Genomic DNA, 15990 nt, shown 5'->3' with positions numbered 1-15990 from the left:
TTATTTTTTTCTGAAAGAGTCTGTTTTATTGATTCGTTTTAACTCTTTATGGCATCAATGAGGTTACTTCGTTCGGTTCAAAGGCCATTAAGAACTTTTTTCATAATGCTTTCATGTGCATTGGTATTCAAGAGCTCTCGCGATAACATCGGGATCGTTTCGCGGCAGTCGGTGATCCGCCAGTTGGCGAATCATGAAAGTTTTATTCTAAATAGGTTCCTTGCCTCATCAACAGTGCTCTATATTTATTAAATACTGCTGCCTTAGAAATAAAACCTAAATATCGATTATCATTATCGACTACCGGCAGTATCCAAACATCTTCTTTATTCATCTTTTGCATTACCCGTTCCATATCCTCATCTTCTTTGATAATATCGGTAGGCTTTTGCGCTAAAGAAGAAAATGATCGACCAGCTCCCTCCTCTTCACCTAATAATATGGAAAAGAGTTTCTCACTGTACAAAATCCCCAATAGCTTCTTTTCCTTATCAACAACCGGAAAAATATTTCTTTTGGAATGAATGATATCAATCTTTCTATCTAAAGGTGTCTCATCAGGGCTTAATTGCACGAAATTCCGTTCGGTGACATACCTTAGTTTCATCATACTCAATACCGTCCTGTCTTTGTCTTCATAGGATATCAAATCGCCCGACTCGGCAAGTACTTTGGTGTAGATCGAGTGCTTCATTAATGTTCTGTTGATTAAATACGAAATAGAAGCGACAATCATCAAAGGAACCATTAATGCATAGCCTCCTGTAATCTCAGCAATAAGAAATATACCGGTCAATGGCGCATGCATAATCCCACTCAATGCTCCTGCCATTCCTGCCATCACAAAATTAGGTACATTCAATTCAATAATACCAGTCAGGTTAACCCCATAAGCAAATGCAAATCCTAAGAGGCCGCCCATAACTAAGCTGGGGCCAAAAACACCACCATTACCTCCTCCACTAATGGTAAAGAGGGAGGCTAAGGATTTTGCAAATAAAGTAAGGACGGTATAGCAAACAACTACCCAACCCAAATCCCTATAATCGGAAAACAAACTATTCTTGACGATGGCATCAAACTGACCATCTAGAATCTGCTGCATTGTTAGATAACCTTCGCCATACAAGGCCGGAAAAATCAAAATCAATATACCCAATGCAACACCACTGCTCCAGACCTTATTGTAAGGGTTCTGTATCTTGGCAAACCAACCTTTGACCGACTGGCTTAACTTCGAAAAATAGACAGTGAACAGGCCTATTAATATCGCCAACAAAAAATAGAAAAATAACGCTCCAACCTCCCAGTCGGTAAGTGCCGTGTGAAAAAGGGGCTCGCTATATAAAAGCCTCGAAACCACAGCCGCTAATGCGGAAGAAATTAATAGAGGTATAAAAGCGGGAATGGAGAACTCGGGAAGTAATATCTCAATGGCAAAAATCATTCCTGCAATGGGGCTGTTAAAAGCTCCTGAAATACCTGCTGCCGCTCCACAAGCTAATAACATGGTAACTTCACGATAACTGAGACCAAAGAATCGGCCAATGTTAGAACCAATAGCCGAACCGCTATAGGCGATCGGTGCCTCCAGACCACAAGAGCCCCCAAACCCAACAGTTATAGCACTGGTTACAATTTGTGAGTATACATTATGCACTTCAATACGGCTCGACTTTCGGGATATGGAGTAAATAATGGGGGTGATTCCATGTTCAAACTTCTTCCCTTTCAGAAATTTACGCACATATAAGACACTCAATAATATGCCAATCAACGGAAAAACGAGATAAACGGAATACTTTATGTGCCATTCTACGTCGTCTTGTAAAGCTGAAGCAATAAAATGTGTCATACCTTTAAGTAGTGCCGCAGCTAAGCCCCCAATCAAGCCGACTAAAAAAGCAAGCAAAACCAGAAAGTTTCGATTTGAAACTCGCTGCATCCGCCACTTATTGATCTTATCTAATCTTTCCAGGAATTTACTTTTCATTGTGTTATTTTAGATGTTAAAACCGATTACATCTTTCTTCTTATTCGATTTAAACCGTTCGGGGATTGCATTTAAAATTTCATCCCGCAGAATATTCACCGCTAGCTTCTTTACATAATTATTCGTGGTCACAATACTTATTTCCCGGACCGGCTCTGGTGATTTGAAATAACGGACATGGTTTAATTGATCTTCATCATAGCCCAATATACTCAACTCCGGTAGAATGGTCAAGCCATCGTTAATTTCTACCATGCGCTTTAAAGTGTCTACACTTCCGGTGTTGTATTCAAATGTACCTTCGCCTCCCTGATTGTGTCTGTAATTACAAATATTAAGGACTTGCCCCCGCATACAATGTCCTTCGTTTAATAACCAAAGCTTCTCTTGAGAAAGGTCTTCGTAACCTAAAATTTTTTTTTCGAACAACTTACTCTTCTCAGACACATAGGCGACAAAAGTCTCGTAGAAAAGCGGAATCTCCAAAATAGCGTTATCCAATAAAGGTGTAGACAGCACGCCACAATCTAACGTTCCTATCTTCAATTCTTGAATTATACGTTCTGTCGTGTATTCCCAAACCTGTAACTGTACTTTAGGATATTTTTTCAAAAATGAAGTAATAATCATCGGCATCAAATATGGGGCTACAGTTGGAATAACGCCTATTTTAAATTCACCTTCCAACTCTCCTTTTGTTTCCTGTAGGATTTCATTAATCTTCTTACTTTCCATTAGGACAATACGAGCCTGTTTGATTAACTTACTCCCGATTTCGGTAGGAATTACAGGTTGTCTACTACGATCAAAAATCTTTACGCCGAGCGATTCTTCCAACTTTTGAATCTGCATACTCAAGGTAGGTTGCGTAACAAAACATTTCTCGGCAGCAGCAACAAAACTACGATAAGTATCTACTGCAATAACATATTCCAATTGGACTAGGGTCATTTTATAAGTTTTAACTATACAAAGATAGGAAATGAGGTATATAAAGTTAGGAATTTAGTATTTTTGAAAAAAACGTAAAACTATTAAAAAATGATTTTATGAAATACTCCTAATTTAGCGAAGCTAAAATATCCATGAGTCCGTCAACTGACGGATGACAGGTAAAAATAAAACACAAACATATATAAAATATCCGTGTAGCGGAACTGCAAAAATATCAATGAAAAGAACCGTGCTTGTGAGCCCTTCGAAAATATAATCTGGATATTCCATAGACCATTAAATGACAAACCGGTCCGCCGGTTGACGGATCATGAAATAATTATTTACATATGAAATATAACTTTAAATCATCATTTTTATTAGCTGCTCTACTGGGATTAGGAACGTTTAACTTTTCCGCATCGATCCCCGATGAAGGAATGTTTCCATTAAGTGAACTAAATAGAGCGGGGCTAAAAAAAGCTGGACTCAAAATTAGTGAAAAGGATATTTATAACCCTGGACAGATAGGCCTTGTCGATGCATTAGTACAAGTGTCTGGATGCTCTGGTTCGTTCGTCTCGCCTAATGGTCTCATTGTCACCAACCATCACTGTGCTTTCAGTGCCGTACAGCTGGCATCGAGTCCTCAACACAATTATCTGGAAAAAGGCTTTGTTGCTAACTCTCAGGAGCAAGAAATTGAAGCGAGGGGTCTTACTATACGAATTACGGAATCCTATGAAGACGTATCATCGCAGATATTAAACGCTGTCTCACAGATTAATGATCCTATAGAGCGTATCAACATAATCAATAAAAAGCGTGCTGAAATAGCGCAGGAAGCTGAAAATAAAGATCCCTCTATAAAGGCAGAGGTTTCTGAAATGTTTATCGGAAAAAGCTATGTCCTCTTTCGCTACCGTACCATCGAAGACGTGCGACTGGTTTATATACCCCGTCAGGATATCGGAGAATTTGGCGGCGAAACAGACAATTGGGTATGGCCTAGACACACCGGCGACTTCTCCTTTTTACGAGCATATGTCGCGCCAGATGGTAAATCAGCCAAGTACTCAAAAAATAATGTACCCTACAAACCTAAAAAGCACTTAAAAGTAAACCCTAAAGGTGTTGAAGAAAATGATTTCGTATTTATTTTGGGCTATCCAGGCAGAACTTTCAGACATAGACCAGCGCAATATATAGAATACCAACAACGGTTTTTACTGCCTTACACTTCTGAATTATATGATTTTCAAAATCAACAGATGTTGTTGGCTGGAAAAAATGATAAAGCAACAGAACTGGCGTTAGCTACTCGAATAAAACGTAACGCAAACGTATTAAAAAACTATAGAGGTAAATTAAAGGGTTTACGTAATATAGACCTGATACAAAGCAAAAAGCAGGAAGATTTAGCCCTAAGTCATTTCATCACTTCTAAACCCGAGTTAAAAGCAAAATATGCGAGTTTAATGACGGATATTGATCACCACTATCAACTGGTATTTAGCGACGCTGAACGTGAGCTATGGTTCAATAACCTCTACACTGGTATACGCTCGCTTCAGATCGCTTCCTTATTAAACGACTTTAAAGACATGTTGGCTGTACAAGTTGGCACTTCCAGCAAGCAACAGTTTTTTGACAATAATATCGCTCGGTTTAAGCAACAATTGGATGGTATCTATGAAAGCTACAATAAGAATGCGGATCAAAATATAGCAGGACATATGTTTGAACAAGCCTATCTCTTAAAGGATAAGAATACTATCGTAGCTGTTGCTGGTAAAAATTTTCCTAGTCAAGGACAAGCTAGCCAATATATCAAAGATGCTATCGTACAGTCAAAAATAAACGATAAAGAGACACTCTACGCTCAGGTGTTGAAAGACATGAGCAGTCTTTCCGCTTATAAAGATGAATTGCTCCTGTTCCAACAGAAAATTGAAAAGGAGATGGAGCCATTCCGTCAAGAGCAAAAGCGTCGTGAAGGTGTATTGAACAGACTCATGGGAGATTATGTCGCTGTAAAAGAGGTTTATCAATCTAAGAACTTCATCCCTGATGCAAACTCGACCTTACGCTTGACTTATGGCAATATAAAAGGTTACAGTCCTGCAGATGCAACATATATGAAACCATTTACAACCGTACGGGGTCTGATAGAAAAAGGGAACTCTGGAGATGTTGAATTCCGCTACCCTCAGGCAATAAAACAAGCTTGGTTGAATAAGAATTTTGGCGCTTATGTCAAATCAGATCTGAATGATGTTCCTGTAAATATTCTTTACAATATGGATACGACTGGCGGTAATTCCGGTTCGCCTATTATGAATGCTTATGGCGAATTGATCGGCGTAAACTTTGACCGCTCGTATGATGCTACGATCAATGATTTTGCCTGGAACGAAAGCTATAGTAGATCTATCGGTGTAGATATCCGTTATGTACTATGGATAGCTGATAAGATTGACAATGCACAATTTATATTAAAGGAAATGGGAATCTAATATAAGTAATGGGGAACTTTATTGATTAAAGTTCCTCGTCATATACTTTAAAGAAGCACTAAACATGAAAACTTTTATTTCACTACTTCTGGTGGGACTACTTTATACTACCGGGTTGGCACAAAGCAAAATATCGGTATCGGAAGCGGCCCAAATATTTGAAAAGAAAAAAAAGACACAACTCCTCGATGTACGTACCAAAAAAGAGTATTTAGATAAACACATCGCTAATTCTATAAATTTAGACTGGAATAAAAAAGCTGAATTTGAAGAAGGTATTACGTCTAAACTTAACAAGAAATCTCCCGTATATGTGTATTGTCTATCAGGAGGACGTAGCGCACAAGCCGCCAAGACTTTAGCCGACAGAGGTTTTACGGTATATGAGATTGATGGTGGCCTACTAAAATGGGAAGCCGCGAATCTACCATTGGAAAAAGAGCAATCTTCTACCCCTAAGGGACTGACATTAAAGCAATTCAAAACGATTACAAACGATAAGCAAATGGTTCTTGTTGACTTTTACGCGAGCTGGTGCGGACCTTGTAAGGAAATGGAACCTTTCATCCAGGAAATAGCTAAAAAATACGCAGAAAAAGTGAAAGTGGTAAAGATAGATGTTGATGAAAATAACACACTGACCAAACAATTGGGCATAACGAGTATCCCGGTTCTATTTCTATACAAAGACGGAAAGAGAATTTGGAAAAACATCGGGTTTGCAGACAAAAAAACTATAGAAAAACAACTTAACTAATATGCAGACAACAACACTTGTACTTGGAGCTAGCTTCGGAATACTAGCCATTACACTAGGTGCATTCGGAGCCCATGCCTTTAAAAAGCTTATAAGCGCCGAAAGACTAGCTTCATTTGAAGTCGGAGTGCGCTATCAAATGTATAGTGCATTAACCTTGTTGATAATCGGATTTTCTTCTGATTTCAGCCTATACACTCATCGCTTGGCGGTATATGGTATTGCGACTGGTACGGTTCTTTTCTCTTTCAGTATATTTTTCTTATCGTTTAGTGAATATTGGAAGTCGAATCTGCGCTTTTTGGGACCAATAACACCATTAGGTGGATTATTAATGATTGTCGGCTGGGGTGCATTGTTGGCTTCTTTCTTGTCGTAGAATTGTATGTACGCGAAAAGAAGTCTACAATTAAAAGGTCTCCTCTGGTACAACTGGCTGAAAATATGCATGGCGATAGCGTTGGTTACCGGATGTACCTCTGCGGCTTTTTTATATACCCTCAGTGCCGTCACTGATCTTCGGGAACTTCACAGGGAGTTCCTTTGGGGGCTGCCTTTTGCAGGAATAGTGATCGTATTTCTGTATAAGTACTACGGCGGTAACGCAAGTAAGGGTAATAACCTACTCTTTGAAGAATACTACAACCCTAAAGGAAACATCCCTTTGACTATGGCTCCCTTGGTAGTCATAGCTACCTTATTAACCCATTTATTCGGCGGCTCTGCAGGACGTGAAGGTACTGCTGTACAATACGGTGGTACATATGCCGACCAAATCGCTAAGAAATTAAATCTTGATAAAACACAGCGCAGAATCGCTCTGATATGTGGCGTAGCTGCTGGGTTTGCCTCCTTATTTGGTACACCTCTCGCAGGAACTGCATTTGCGGTAGAGATGTTTCGGTGCGGAAAACTGAGATATCAAGCATTCATTCCGGCATTGTTTACAGCTTATCTGGCGCATGGAATCAGCTTATTATTAAAAGCTCCTCACACCCACTATCCCCTCATCCAGTTGGAGTTTGGGGATATTAAACATCTATTATGGGTTCTCCTTTTTGGCGTCCTGTCGGGACTCGTAGCCCGGCTATTTATTTATACAGGGGAAACTTTTAGCTTAGCCTTCAAAAAAATAAACAATCCTTATTGGCGCGTCTTAATCGGTGCTATAATCATCCTATCTATCGTAGTGATCATTGGTGATACCCGCCACATCGGTCTAGGGCTACCAACTATACTGGAATCTTTTAAAGAACCACAATCCGGGCTTGATTTTCTTCTCAAGATACTGCTGACATGCCTAACACTGAGTGTTGGTTTTAAGGGAGGAGAAGTAACTCCTCTATTTTTTATTGGTGCGACTTTAGCTAGTTTCATGTCTGTTTATATTCCCATCCCCTTACTTTTGATTACGGGACTAGGATTTGTTTCTGTATTCTCTGGATGTACTAAAACACCTTTTGCCTGCGCTGTCATGGCCGCGGAATTATTTGGCTTTCATATCCTCCCATTTGCACTAATCTGTACGTTGATCGCAGCATTTACCGCTGGCGGTAAGGGAATCTATCAAAGTCAAAAGCACAGAAAATTTAAGTCTAAAAAGACAAAGGTCAACTCTTTATAAAAACAGACATTCCGCCCCCCATGAAGATTTCATAGATTTTTAACTTTTTAATTTTACAGCAACAACACCTTCCAAGCCATAAAGATATCCCCTACACTTAAATACTCACGTGCTTTTAGCTGTAAATGGATGGTACGCGAGCTTTCGTCTCCTATAAAAGTATTTGTGAGTTCTAACACATCAGGTAAATTTCGTAAAAGGTCAACCTCTTGTTCGGACGGCAATGTATTAATGGACGATAACATATTCTTTTCTTCCATACTTAAGACAACAGACTCTTTTACAAAGAATGGTAAATCGTTGTAATTCATTATCTGGAATGTGTTTTCAAATTGATAGCGTAATTATCACCTGTACAGGTCGTAGACCTATTCGCTTTTTGGACAAAAATACCTTTCTCTAAAATAGTCTTATCGACGACTACCATATGGCTATTTTCCTCCACCGAAACATACCTAGACTTTATGGCATCCCATGTATATAATGGATTACCATTCGATTCTGTCCACTTATACCTTTCTGTGCTATCTAGTACATCGTTGACTAAAGAGACAATATACTTTTGGGATTTGTTATTCCATTTTATTTTTACACCGGGGGATACTTGAAGTGCTGAAAAGCATAATATATTGACCGACGTGCGTTGTGATACTTTGCCATCAAGCTCCATATCGACATAATACCTGCTATTCTCAAAAATCCTAGGCGTGTGAAAAGTTGGACCTTCACTCAAAGGCTCTCCCCCTTCTTCCTTATCGTACCAACGGTACACACCATTGGCTGAAACATATTCAATATTTATTACCTGCGATGTACCATAACAAGTCTGCAACGAATCCGTGCAAGTAACTTTTGGAGCAACGATTTGTGAAACTGTATCCGCTACTATATTCCAGCTTTCAACATACACAGCATTGCTGTTATAGGTCGGATTCCGAACCAAAGATGTAGTATCCTCAACTATAATTTCAAGAACATTTTTGCCTGCTCCTAAATGCCCGGGATCTATACATACAGAAGGTATTTTAGAGTTAATAAAACCTGCGTTTAACAACCATTGTACTTTCAGTGTATTGGGAAATGGCAAAGCTAATTCTACTTTATACTGTTGTACTTTCCAACTTTGGTTTACCGTATCATAAGCGGGCTCTCTACGCAAAATAGGTGAAGTCAACTCATGGATTTTTCGAACGAACTGCTCTTGGCACACGCTACAAAACGGTGCTTTCAACGTCTGCATTTTACAAGACTCATGGGGTCGATACCAGTTTGATTTTGAATCTTTATTACCATAGGAATACACCTTAACTCCGTTAATACCTAACCAATGCGACCAAGCTACGTTATTCGCATCAGAAATTTGGCTGCTATTGGGACTTTCATAGGCATACTGATTGCCAGCCCAATACTTGTCTCCTAGCTTTGCAAAAGAATGGCCGATCTCGTGGATAGCGATCTCGTTACTGGCCATATTAACTGTCGAAGTAGCATACATTCCTCCTGAACCGCCGTAAAAAGGTGAATTTACGAGTATCAAGACCATGTCGTACTGCGAGGTATGTGTCTTCAAAATTTCGGATATTAAGCTCTGGTTTTGAGGGATTACCAAACGATGGATATTACCGTTATCAAAACTACTTCCAAAAATTGTCTTTGGACGGCTCATAGGTACCTTCGCATTTCGGGGAAACTGGTTACTTTCTTTAACAGCAGTTGTGTGATGATCCTCAGGACAATCTATGGCTGTGCAAGCGTGTATAGCTCCAGATTCTTCAGAAATAGTTTTGATAGCATAAATATTAAAAAAAGACTCATAACTACGCATCGGATCTGTCTTCAAAAAAAACGAACGAAAATTTCGGCTTCTTTACTAAATTTATCCTGTTCTGCTTTTGTATATCCATCTCCGAGAATGACGAATGTCACCATCTTTTCATCCGGCCCTTGGTGTATCAACGTATCTATTTGGTATTTTTCTTGAGCAAAAATAAAATTAACCGCAGAAAAAGCCCAAATTAAGAGAAAAGAAAATCTATTCATTTAGTCTCTTATAACTTCTCGATAATCCTGTCCGCAAACTCGCTCGTTTTTACCAATGTTGCATCCTGCATTAAGTTATAGAAATCTATTGTCACGGTCTTATCTTGAATAACTTCGCTCAATGCACGCTTAATTGTGTCAGCGGCCTCATTCCATCCCATATACTCCAACATCATGACGCCACTCAAAATAACAGAAGATGGATTCATGGAATCTGTTCCCGCAAATCTAGGTGCTGTCCCATGAGTCGCTTCAAAAATCGCATGGCCTGTTTTGTAATTTATATTGGCTCCTGGTGCTATACCTATCCCTCCAACCATAGCAGCGAGGGCGTCCGAAATATAATCTCCATTTAGGTTTAGTGTAGCTACAACGGCATAATCCTTTGGCGCTAACAAGATCTGCTGAAGAAAATTATCAGCAATAACATCCTTAATAATTATCTTTCCTGTTTGCTCCGCTTCCTTCTGCTCCGCATTCGCAGCTTCTTGCCCTCGGTCAGCTTTTGTACGTTCCCATTGCCCCCACGTATAAGTCTGCTCCCCAAATTCCTTCTCAGCAACCTCGAAGCCCCAAAGTTTAAAGGCCCCCTCTGTGTACTTCATAATGTTGCCCTTATGCACCAATGCTACAGAAGGTAATTTGTGTTCTAGTGCATAACTTATTGCGGCCCTGATTAACCTTTTCGATCCTTCTTCGGATACAAGTTTTATCCCCACACCGGTCGTGTTTGAAAAATTATATTGTACGCCCAAATGCTGCTTTAAATATTCCTGAAGCTCATTCGACTCTTTACTACCTGCCGCAAACTCTATCCCAGCATAAATGTCTTCCGTGTTTTCTCTAAAAACAACCATATTCACATCTTGCGGACGCTTCACTGGCGAAGGCACACCAGGATACCATGATGTAGGCCGCAGACATACGTATAAATCTAATTCCTTACGAAGTGCTACATTCAATGAACGGATACCTCCTCCTATAGGAGTTGTCAAGGGGCCTTTGATTCCAACTAAATATTCTTTAAAGATCGATAATGTTTCTTCAGGCAACCATTCACCTGTCAAATTAAATGACTTCTCTCCTGCCAACACTTCTTTCCAAACAATCCTCCGCTTTCCTGCATAACTCTGTTTAACGGCCTCATCAAATACTCGAACCGAGGCGTTCCAAATATCTGGACCGATTCCATCTCCGATAATAAAAGGTATAATGGGCTCATCGGGTACCACTAAACCTCTACTTGTATTCATTGTTATCTTCGCTTCCATAACTACGATATTGATTATTTCTCCTTGTTAAACATATTTCCTATTTCACGACTTATCTTTCTGAAAATCGGTGCTGTCTGAATATCTTCATACTCATCAATATGCAAATCTGCCTGACGACTTGGGAACAGAAGTATTAGATTTTGATTTTTATAATAACGGCCTACCCTCCGCGCTAAACCATCTAATGCGTCCCTGTAAGAGACCTCACCACTTCTAGAGGATACAAATACCAATAATGAATCAACATTGCTAAATGTCGCCAGACCGTAAATATTATCCCAATCTTCGTAATTGCCATAATGCAACGGTACGCTTGATTTGAGAAGTTTCTGAACCTCTTCTGTAGCCCCTTGTGTACGTCCATTACAAATAAAATTAACAGGTAAAGAGAGTTCTTGTGCCAATTTTAGAATCTTCTCCAACCAATACTCAAAACCAACCTCCGACTCTGCTAATGGAGGAACGAACACTGTGATAGATTTGTGTGAAATCAGCGGCTTTTCCAATCGGCACATGAACAAGGTTGTATCTGTAGAATTCACGATACTTTCTGTCTTTTCACCAACAATTTTCTCAACGAAAGAAACTGCACTAGGCCATCCCATAATGATACAGTCTACCAGTGAATGTCTAGACATTCTGGCAATCCCTGCAGCAATATTATAATCAATCGTTGTCAATAATTCCACTTCAGTTTCCGATCCTGATGCGTACTGCGCCATATTGTCCAGATTTCTGCGGGCTTCGATCAAATTTCGCTCAGCTCGTTCATTATCTGGAACTACGCTAAGTATACTCAACGGGTAATGTGACTTTTTCGATTTGATCATGGTAGCGAAGTCTAAGATGGGTTCCATATTGTTCAAATTCGCAATCGGAATCATTATCTGCTCTTCTCCCTCTTCCACATGCTCGACATGCGCATCGTCTTGATGACCTTCCATTACAACTTTTTTCGAAGCGCTTTCGGTTACCATAGATGCTATGATACAGGTTACAAGGATGAGAACTATAGTTCCATTTAACACGTTCTCATCTATAATATTATTGCTATACCCCACCATAATTACAGCAAGAGTTGCCGCTGCATGGGCGTTACTCAATCCAAAGATCAAGTTTCTTTGATTTCCAGTGTACTTAAAAACTAACTGAGTAGCGGTGGCTGCCAGATATTTACCTGACACAGCAACTACGGTCAATGTGCCAGCTACAATTAGCGCCATAGGTCCTTTTGCCAATACGCTGACGTCAACGATCATCCCCACCGAGATCAGAAAAAAAGGAATAAAGATTGCATTTCCAATAAATTCTATCCGATTCATTAATGCCGAAGAATGAGGTATGAGCTTGTTTAAGGCTAATCCCGCAACGAATGCCCCTATGATCGGCTCTAGACCAGCCATCTCTGCCAAAAAAGCTGCAAAAAAAACAACCGTTAGTACAAAAATATAATGCCCTGTCTTCTCGGATTGAATTTTTTCAAAAAACCATTTCGCAATTTTCGGAATAATACCGAACATAATAAATAAGAATACCGCAAAGGAAATGCCTAGAGTAACCCAAAACTCCTGATTTATACTCCCTTGGGAGGCTCCCGTAATAACCGCCAAGATAATTAAAACTGCAGTATCGGTCAATATCGTACCTCCTATTGTAATAGCTACAGCCTCGTGCTTGGAAATACCATATCGATTGACAATAGGATATGACACCAAAGTATGGGTAGCAAACATGCTAGCTATCAGAATACTCGCTAATGTTCCATAACCCAATAGGTAATAGCAAACAGGAAAACCGATAGCAATAGGTATAGCAAATGTGAAAAGACCGAACATAATGCTTTTATGTTTAGTCTTTTTGAACTCATTCATATCTAACTCAAGCCCTGCAATAAACATGATATACAATAGACCAATGGTAGAAAAAAGATTTACAGCTGAACTTTTTTCTAACCAATTGAGTCCATGCGGACCTATAACAACTCCTGATAATATCAAACCAATAATACCGGGCACACGAATAGGCCGAAGTAAAATAGGGGCTAGAAGTATAATAAAAAGTACTAAAGAAAAAACAAGTACCGGATTGGTTAGTGGTGCTTCAAATGCTTCGGATAAATGTTCAAAAATCTTACTGCCCATATATAAATTGAAAGTTCATTTAATTTATGACAATCCAAAACAAAGGATTGTAAACGTACGTAAAGTACAAAAAAAAGTAGACCTATTAAAGAAAGAAGATTTTTAAAGTCTATTTAAACTGTATAGTCTTGATTGGAGAAATCCGAGAAATAAGCATTGAAGGAATGAATAAAGTCAACAAAGCTATCAAAACAATACTGAAGTTCAGTAGAAGAACTGTCCCAAAATCTATAAACATCGGAACGTACTCGATATAATAAATCGCTGGATCTAATTTAAAAAAATGAGTTTGATTTTGTAAAAAATAGATAAACAAGGCCAGAGCATTCCCTATCATTAAGCCGTAGCCAATTAAATACAAAGAATTTAACAAAAAAATCTTTCGTATTTCACGATTGACCATCCCCATAGCCTTGAGCATGCCGATTAAGAATGTCCGCTCTAAAATAGTAATTAGTAATGAAGAAATCATATTGATAACTGCCACAATAACCATAAGTACGAATATGATATCATCGTTCATATCTAGCATCTTCAACCAATTGAAAATATCAGCAAGGTGCTCGACTACATTTGTCGATTTCATCTCCAAAGGCAAAACATCATCAACTTCGTCTGTAGTTTGCTGCAACTGCTCAAAATCCTTAATCCTAATTTCGTATGCTCCTGCTTCTGTATCCCCCAGATTGTTCAATCGGCGTATTAGCTCTAATGAGCCTATTACATAATTATTATCAAGCTCTTCTGAGTTTGTGCGGAATATCCCCTTAACTACAAACTTTCGCTTACGCGTTCTGTTATCCTGAACAAAAGACATCACGAAACTATCGTTTAGTTCGAGATGCAAACGTTCCGACAAATAAGAAGATATCAAAAGTTGACTATCCGCTGTCTCTTCTTTGAAATCTAATGTATCACCTCTAACCAAGGTCTTAGCAAGAAATGATTGATCGTATGTAGACTCTACCCCCTTCAACATTACTCCTTCTACTTCTCCATTTACATTCATAATGCCAACCTTTGTTGCAAAAGGGGAAATAGAAACAACATTCGGAATACCACGAATCTCTTCGATTTTAGCAGCAGATAAAGAGATGGGCGCATTTTCAGCTTGATTTAAATCCTGTTTAGTGATAATTATATCACTAAAAAAACCACGCTGCTTATCGGTAATCTCATCCTTAAATCCCCTTAAAATTGCTACGGAAAGAAGAATTGCAATAACTGCCAATGCAAGCGCTCCAATAGTGACACGTACAATGAGCTTTGAAAAGGTTCTTTGCCCTTTGAAAATTATTCGCTTTGCAATAAATAATGGAAAATTCAAGCTGAAATATAATTTTGTAACTTCGCAAAGTTAACAATTTTTGCAACTTGACAAATGAGACACTCAAAGTGTTTCGAAAATAAAAAAAAAGTATTTATGCGTATCATATTCATGGGAACTCCCGACTTTGCCGTAGCTTCCTTAAAAGCCCTTCTTGATGCAGGAGAAAACGTTGTTGCTGTAATAACAAGTCCTGACAAACCTGCTGGTCGTGGTCAGAAATTACATCAGTCTGCTGTCAAGCAGTTCGCTCTGCAACATAACCTACCTATATTGCAGCCTGAAAAGCTCAAAGATGCTTTATTTTTAGAAACTTTAAAATCTTTTAAAGCTGATCTGCAGGTTGTGGTTGCTTTTCGTATGCTTCCTCAGGCTGTCTGGGACATGCCATCGATGGGAACCATCAATGTGCACGCCTCCTTACTACCGCAATATCGCGGTGCAGCCCCGATCAATCATGCTATCATCAACGGCGAGAAGGAGACTGGAGTAAGCACCTTCCTCTTACAACATGAAATTGATACGGGCAATATTTTACTTAGTAAAAAAGTTAAGATAGAAGACAATGACACCGCTGGCTTGGTGCATGACAAACTGATGTATGCAGGAGCTGAAATTCTTATTGATACAATCCAAGGCTTAAAAAATAACAGTATCACACCAATACCTCAGAAAGATATCGCATCAACAGAGATTAAACATGCACCTAAGATTTTCAAGGATGACTGCTTTATTGACTGGAACAAAAACACTCAAGATGTCTATAATAAAATAAGAGGATTGAGCCCCTACCCTGCCGCCTACACCTTACTAGACAATAAAGTACTTAAAATATACGAAGTTACGACAGAAGTAGTTTTTACTGGAAAACCCCCTGGAGATTTTTATACGGATAGCAAGAGCTTCTTGAAATTTTGTACAAAAGATGGGTATATCAACTTGTTATCTCTACAAATTGAAGGAAAGAAGAGAATGTCTATTGAAGAATTCCTGAGAGGATATCGGTTCGATTAAACCTCACTATCGGACAAGTCATCCTCTTTGTACGCTATTATATCACCCGGCTGGCAGTCAAGTGCACGACAAATGGCTGCCAATGTGCTCAATCGAATTGCCTTTGCTTTTTGGTTTTTTAAGATAGAGAGATTTGAAAGTGTAATTCCTACACGATCACTAAGCTCGTTTAGGGACACTTTTCTTTTTGCCATCACTTCATCTAAACGTATTATTATACCCATAATGTTATTTATTTAATTTTCATTGTTTATAAAACATTTTTCAAAAAAAAAGGTTTTAACCTTAGAATAATATTTTACAAATGACAATATGTAACAATCAATAATTTTGGAACGATTTTTGATATTAATGATAGGTTTTAATACTTC

At 38.9% G+C, this 15990-nt stretch carries 14 protein-coding genes; 5 read left to right on the top strand and 9 right to left on the bottom strand.

Features of this window, described 5'->3' with window-relative positions:
* Window positions 1–202: 202 nt before the first annotated feature.
* A complete protein-coding gene (locus tag G7B20_RS02650) occupies window positions 203–1993 on the bottom strand; it encodes a chloride channel protein (protein WP_164108469.1) in 1791 nt (596 codons plus the stop codon).
* Between the two features lie 9 nt (window positions 1994–2002).
* Window positions 2003–2944, bottom strand: a complete 942-nt coding sequence (locus G7B20_RS02645) for a hydrogen peroxide-inducible genes activator (RefSeq protein ID WP_164108468.1) — start codon at window positions 2942–2944, stop codon at window positions 2003–2005.
* 332 nt (window positions 2945–3276) lie between these two features.
* Here G7B20_RS02645 and G7B20_RS02640 point away from each other — a divergent pair, with 332 nt between their 5' ends.
* From G7B20_RS02640 to G7B20_RS02625, 4 genes are all read left to right on the top strand, one after another.
* Entirely contained in the window at window positions 3277–5442 is a 2166-nt protein-coding gene (locus G7B20_RS02640; RefSeq protein WP_164108467.1) for a S46 family peptidase, read from the top strand.
* A gap of 64 nt (window positions 5443–5506) precedes the next feature.
* A complete protein-coding gene (trxA, locus tag G7B20_RS02635; RefSeq protein ID WP_164108466.1) occupies window positions 5507–6199 on the top strand; it encodes a thioredoxin in 693 nt (230 codons plus the stop codon).
* Between the two features lies 1 nt (window position 6200).
* Window positions 6201–6578, top strand: a complete 378-nt coding sequence (locus tag G7B20_RS02630) for a DUF423 domain-containing protein (RefSeq protein ID WP_164108465.1) — start codon at window positions 6201–6203, stop codon at window positions 6576–6578.
* A 6-nt stretch (window positions 6579–6584) separates the two neighbouring features.
* Window positions 6585–7823: a chloride channel protein gene (locus tag G7B20_RS02625; protein WP_164108464.1), complete on the top strand. Its 1239-nt coding sequence runs from the start codon at window positions 6585–6587 to the stop codon at window positions 7821–7823.
* A gap of 53 nt (window positions 7824–7876) precedes the next feature.
* Here G7B20_RS02625 and G7B20_RS02620 read toward each other — a convergent pair whose 3' ends face one another.
* The 6 genes from G7B20_RS02620 to G7B20_RS02595 all read right to left on the bottom strand — a co-directional run bounded on the left by G7B20_RS02620 (window position 7877) and on the right by G7B20_RS02595 (window position 14605).
* Window positions 7877–8134 carry a hypothetical protein gene (locus G7B20_RS02620; protein ID WP_164108463.1) on the bottom strand — a complete coding sequence of 86 codons (258 nt, stop codon included), beginning with the start codon at window positions 8132–8134 and terminating at the stop codon, window positions 7877–7879.
* Window positions 8134–9648 carry a M64 family metallopeptidase gene (locus G7B20_RS02615; RefSeq protein WP_164108462.1) on the bottom strand — a complete coding sequence of 505 codons (1515 nt, stop codon included), beginning with the start codon at window positions 9646–9648 and terminating at the stop codon, window positions 8134–8136. The genes G7B20_RS02620 and G7B20_RS02615 overlap by 1 nt, the downstream gene beginning before the upstream one ends.
* Window positions 9649–9659: 11 nt before the next feature.
* On the bottom strand, window positions 9660–9863 hold the full coding sequence (locus tag G7B20_RS02610; RefSeq protein ID WP_164108461.1) for a M64 family metallopeptidase: 204 nt from the start codon (window positions 9861–9863) through the stop codon (window positions 9660–9662).
* Window positions 9864–9871: 8 nt separating this feature from the next.
* The gene (gene icd, locus G7B20_RS02605; protein WP_164108460.1) at window positions 9872–11134 is read right to left on the bottom strand and encodes an NADP-dependent isocitrate dehydrogenase; all 1263 of its coding nucleotides are present in this window, start codon (window positions 11132–11134) and stop codon (window positions 9872–9874) included.
* Window positions 11135–11148: 14 nt separating this feature from the next.
* On the bottom strand, window positions 11149–13278 hold the full coding sequence (locus G7B20_RS02600; protein WP_164108459.1) for a cation:proton antiporter: 2130 nt from the start codon (window positions 13276–13278) through the stop codon (window positions 11149–11151).
* 109 nt (window positions 13279–13387) lie between these two features.
* A complete protein-coding gene (locus tag G7B20_RS02595; protein WP_164108458.1) occupies window positions 13388–14605 on the bottom strand; it encodes an ABC transporter permease in 1218 nt (405 codons plus the stop codon).
* Between the two features lie 96 nt (window positions 14606–14701).
* Here G7B20_RS02595 and fmt point away from each other — a divergent pair, with 96 nt between their 5' ends.
* Window positions 14702–15619 carry a methionyl-tRNA formyltransferase gene (gene fmt / locus G7B20_RS02590; RefSeq protein ID WP_164108457.1) on the top strand — a complete coding sequence of 306 codons (918 nt, stop codon included), beginning with the start codon at window positions 14702–14704 and terminating at the stop codon, window positions 15617–15619.
* On the opposite strand, the gene G7B20_RS02585 is transcribed toward fmt, so the two are convergent.
* Window positions 15616–15843: a helix-turn-helix domain-containing protein gene (locus G7B20_RS02585; RefSeq protein ID WP_164108456.1), complete on the bottom strand. Its 228-nt coding sequence runs from the start codon at window positions 15841–15843 to the stop codon at window positions 15616–15618. The genes fmt and G7B20_RS02585 overlap by 4 nt on opposite strands.
* Window positions 15844–15990 lie beyond the last annotated feature (147 nt).

Source organism: Sphingobacterium sp. xlx-96 (assembly GCF_011007365.1).
Classification (GTDB): Bacteria; Bacteroidota; Bacteroidia; order Sphingobacteriales; family Sphingobacteriaceae; genus Sphingobacterium; species Sphingobacterium luzhongxinii.
The sequence above is the reverse complement of the archived record's forward strand: the minus strand, read 5'-3'. Positions and strand labels throughout refer to the sequence as shown.

Excerpts from the sequence above, each read along its gene's own strand:
- icd (WP_164108460.1), bottom strand. The coding sequence starts at position 11,134 with ATGGAAGCGAAGATAACAATGAATACAAGTAGAGGTTTAGTGGTACCC.
- G7B20_RS02620 (WP_164108463.1), bottom strand. The coding sequence starts at position 8,134 with ATGAATTACAACGATTTACCATTCTTTGTAAAAGAGTCTGTTGTCTTA.
- G7B20_RS02630 (WP_164108465.1), top strand. The coding sequence starts at position 6,201 with ATGCAGACAACAACACTTGTACTTGGAGCTAGCTTCGGAATACTAGCC.
- trxA (WP_164108466.1), top strand. The coding sequence starts at position 5,507 with ATGAAAACTTTTATTTCACTACTTCTGGTGGGACTACTTTATACTACC.
- G7B20_RS02600 (WP_164108459.1), bottom strand. The coding sequence starts at position 13,278 with ATGGGCAGTAAGATTTTTGAACATTTATCCGAAGCATTTGAAGCACCA.
- G7B20_RS02640 (WP_164108467.1), top strand. The coding sequence starts at position 3,277 with ATGAAATATAACTTTAAATCATCATTTTTATTAGCTGCTCTACTGGGA.
- fmt (WP_164108457.1), top strand. The coding sequence starts at position 14,702 with ATGCGTATCATATTCATGGGAACTCCCGACTTTGCCGTAGCTTCCTTA.
- G7B20_RS02585 (WP_164108456.1), bottom strand. The coding sequence starts at position 15,843 with ATGGGTATAATAATACGTTTAGATGAAGTGATGGCAAAAAGAAAAGTG.
- G7B20_RS02650 (WP_164108469.1), bottom strand. The coding sequence starts at position 1,993 with ATGAAAAGTAAATTCCTGGAAAGATTAGATAAGATCAATAAGTGGCGG.
- G7B20_RS02645 (WP_164108468.1), bottom strand. The coding sequence starts at position 2,944 with ATGACCCTAGTCCAATTGGAATATGTTATTGCAGTAGATACTTATCGT.
- G7B20_RS02625 (WP_164108464.1), top strand. The coding sequence starts at position 6,585 with ATGTACGCGAAAAGAAGTCTACAATTAAAAGGTCTCCTCTGGTACAAC.
- G7B20_RS02610 (WP_164108461.1), bottom strand. The coding sequence starts at position 9,863 with ATGAATAGATTTTCTTTTCTCTTAATTTGGGCTTTTTCTGCGGTTAAT.
- G7B20_RS02615 (WP_164108462.1), bottom strand. The coding sequence starts at position 9,648 with ATGCGTAGTTATGAGTCTTTTTTTAATATTTATGCTATCAAAACTATT.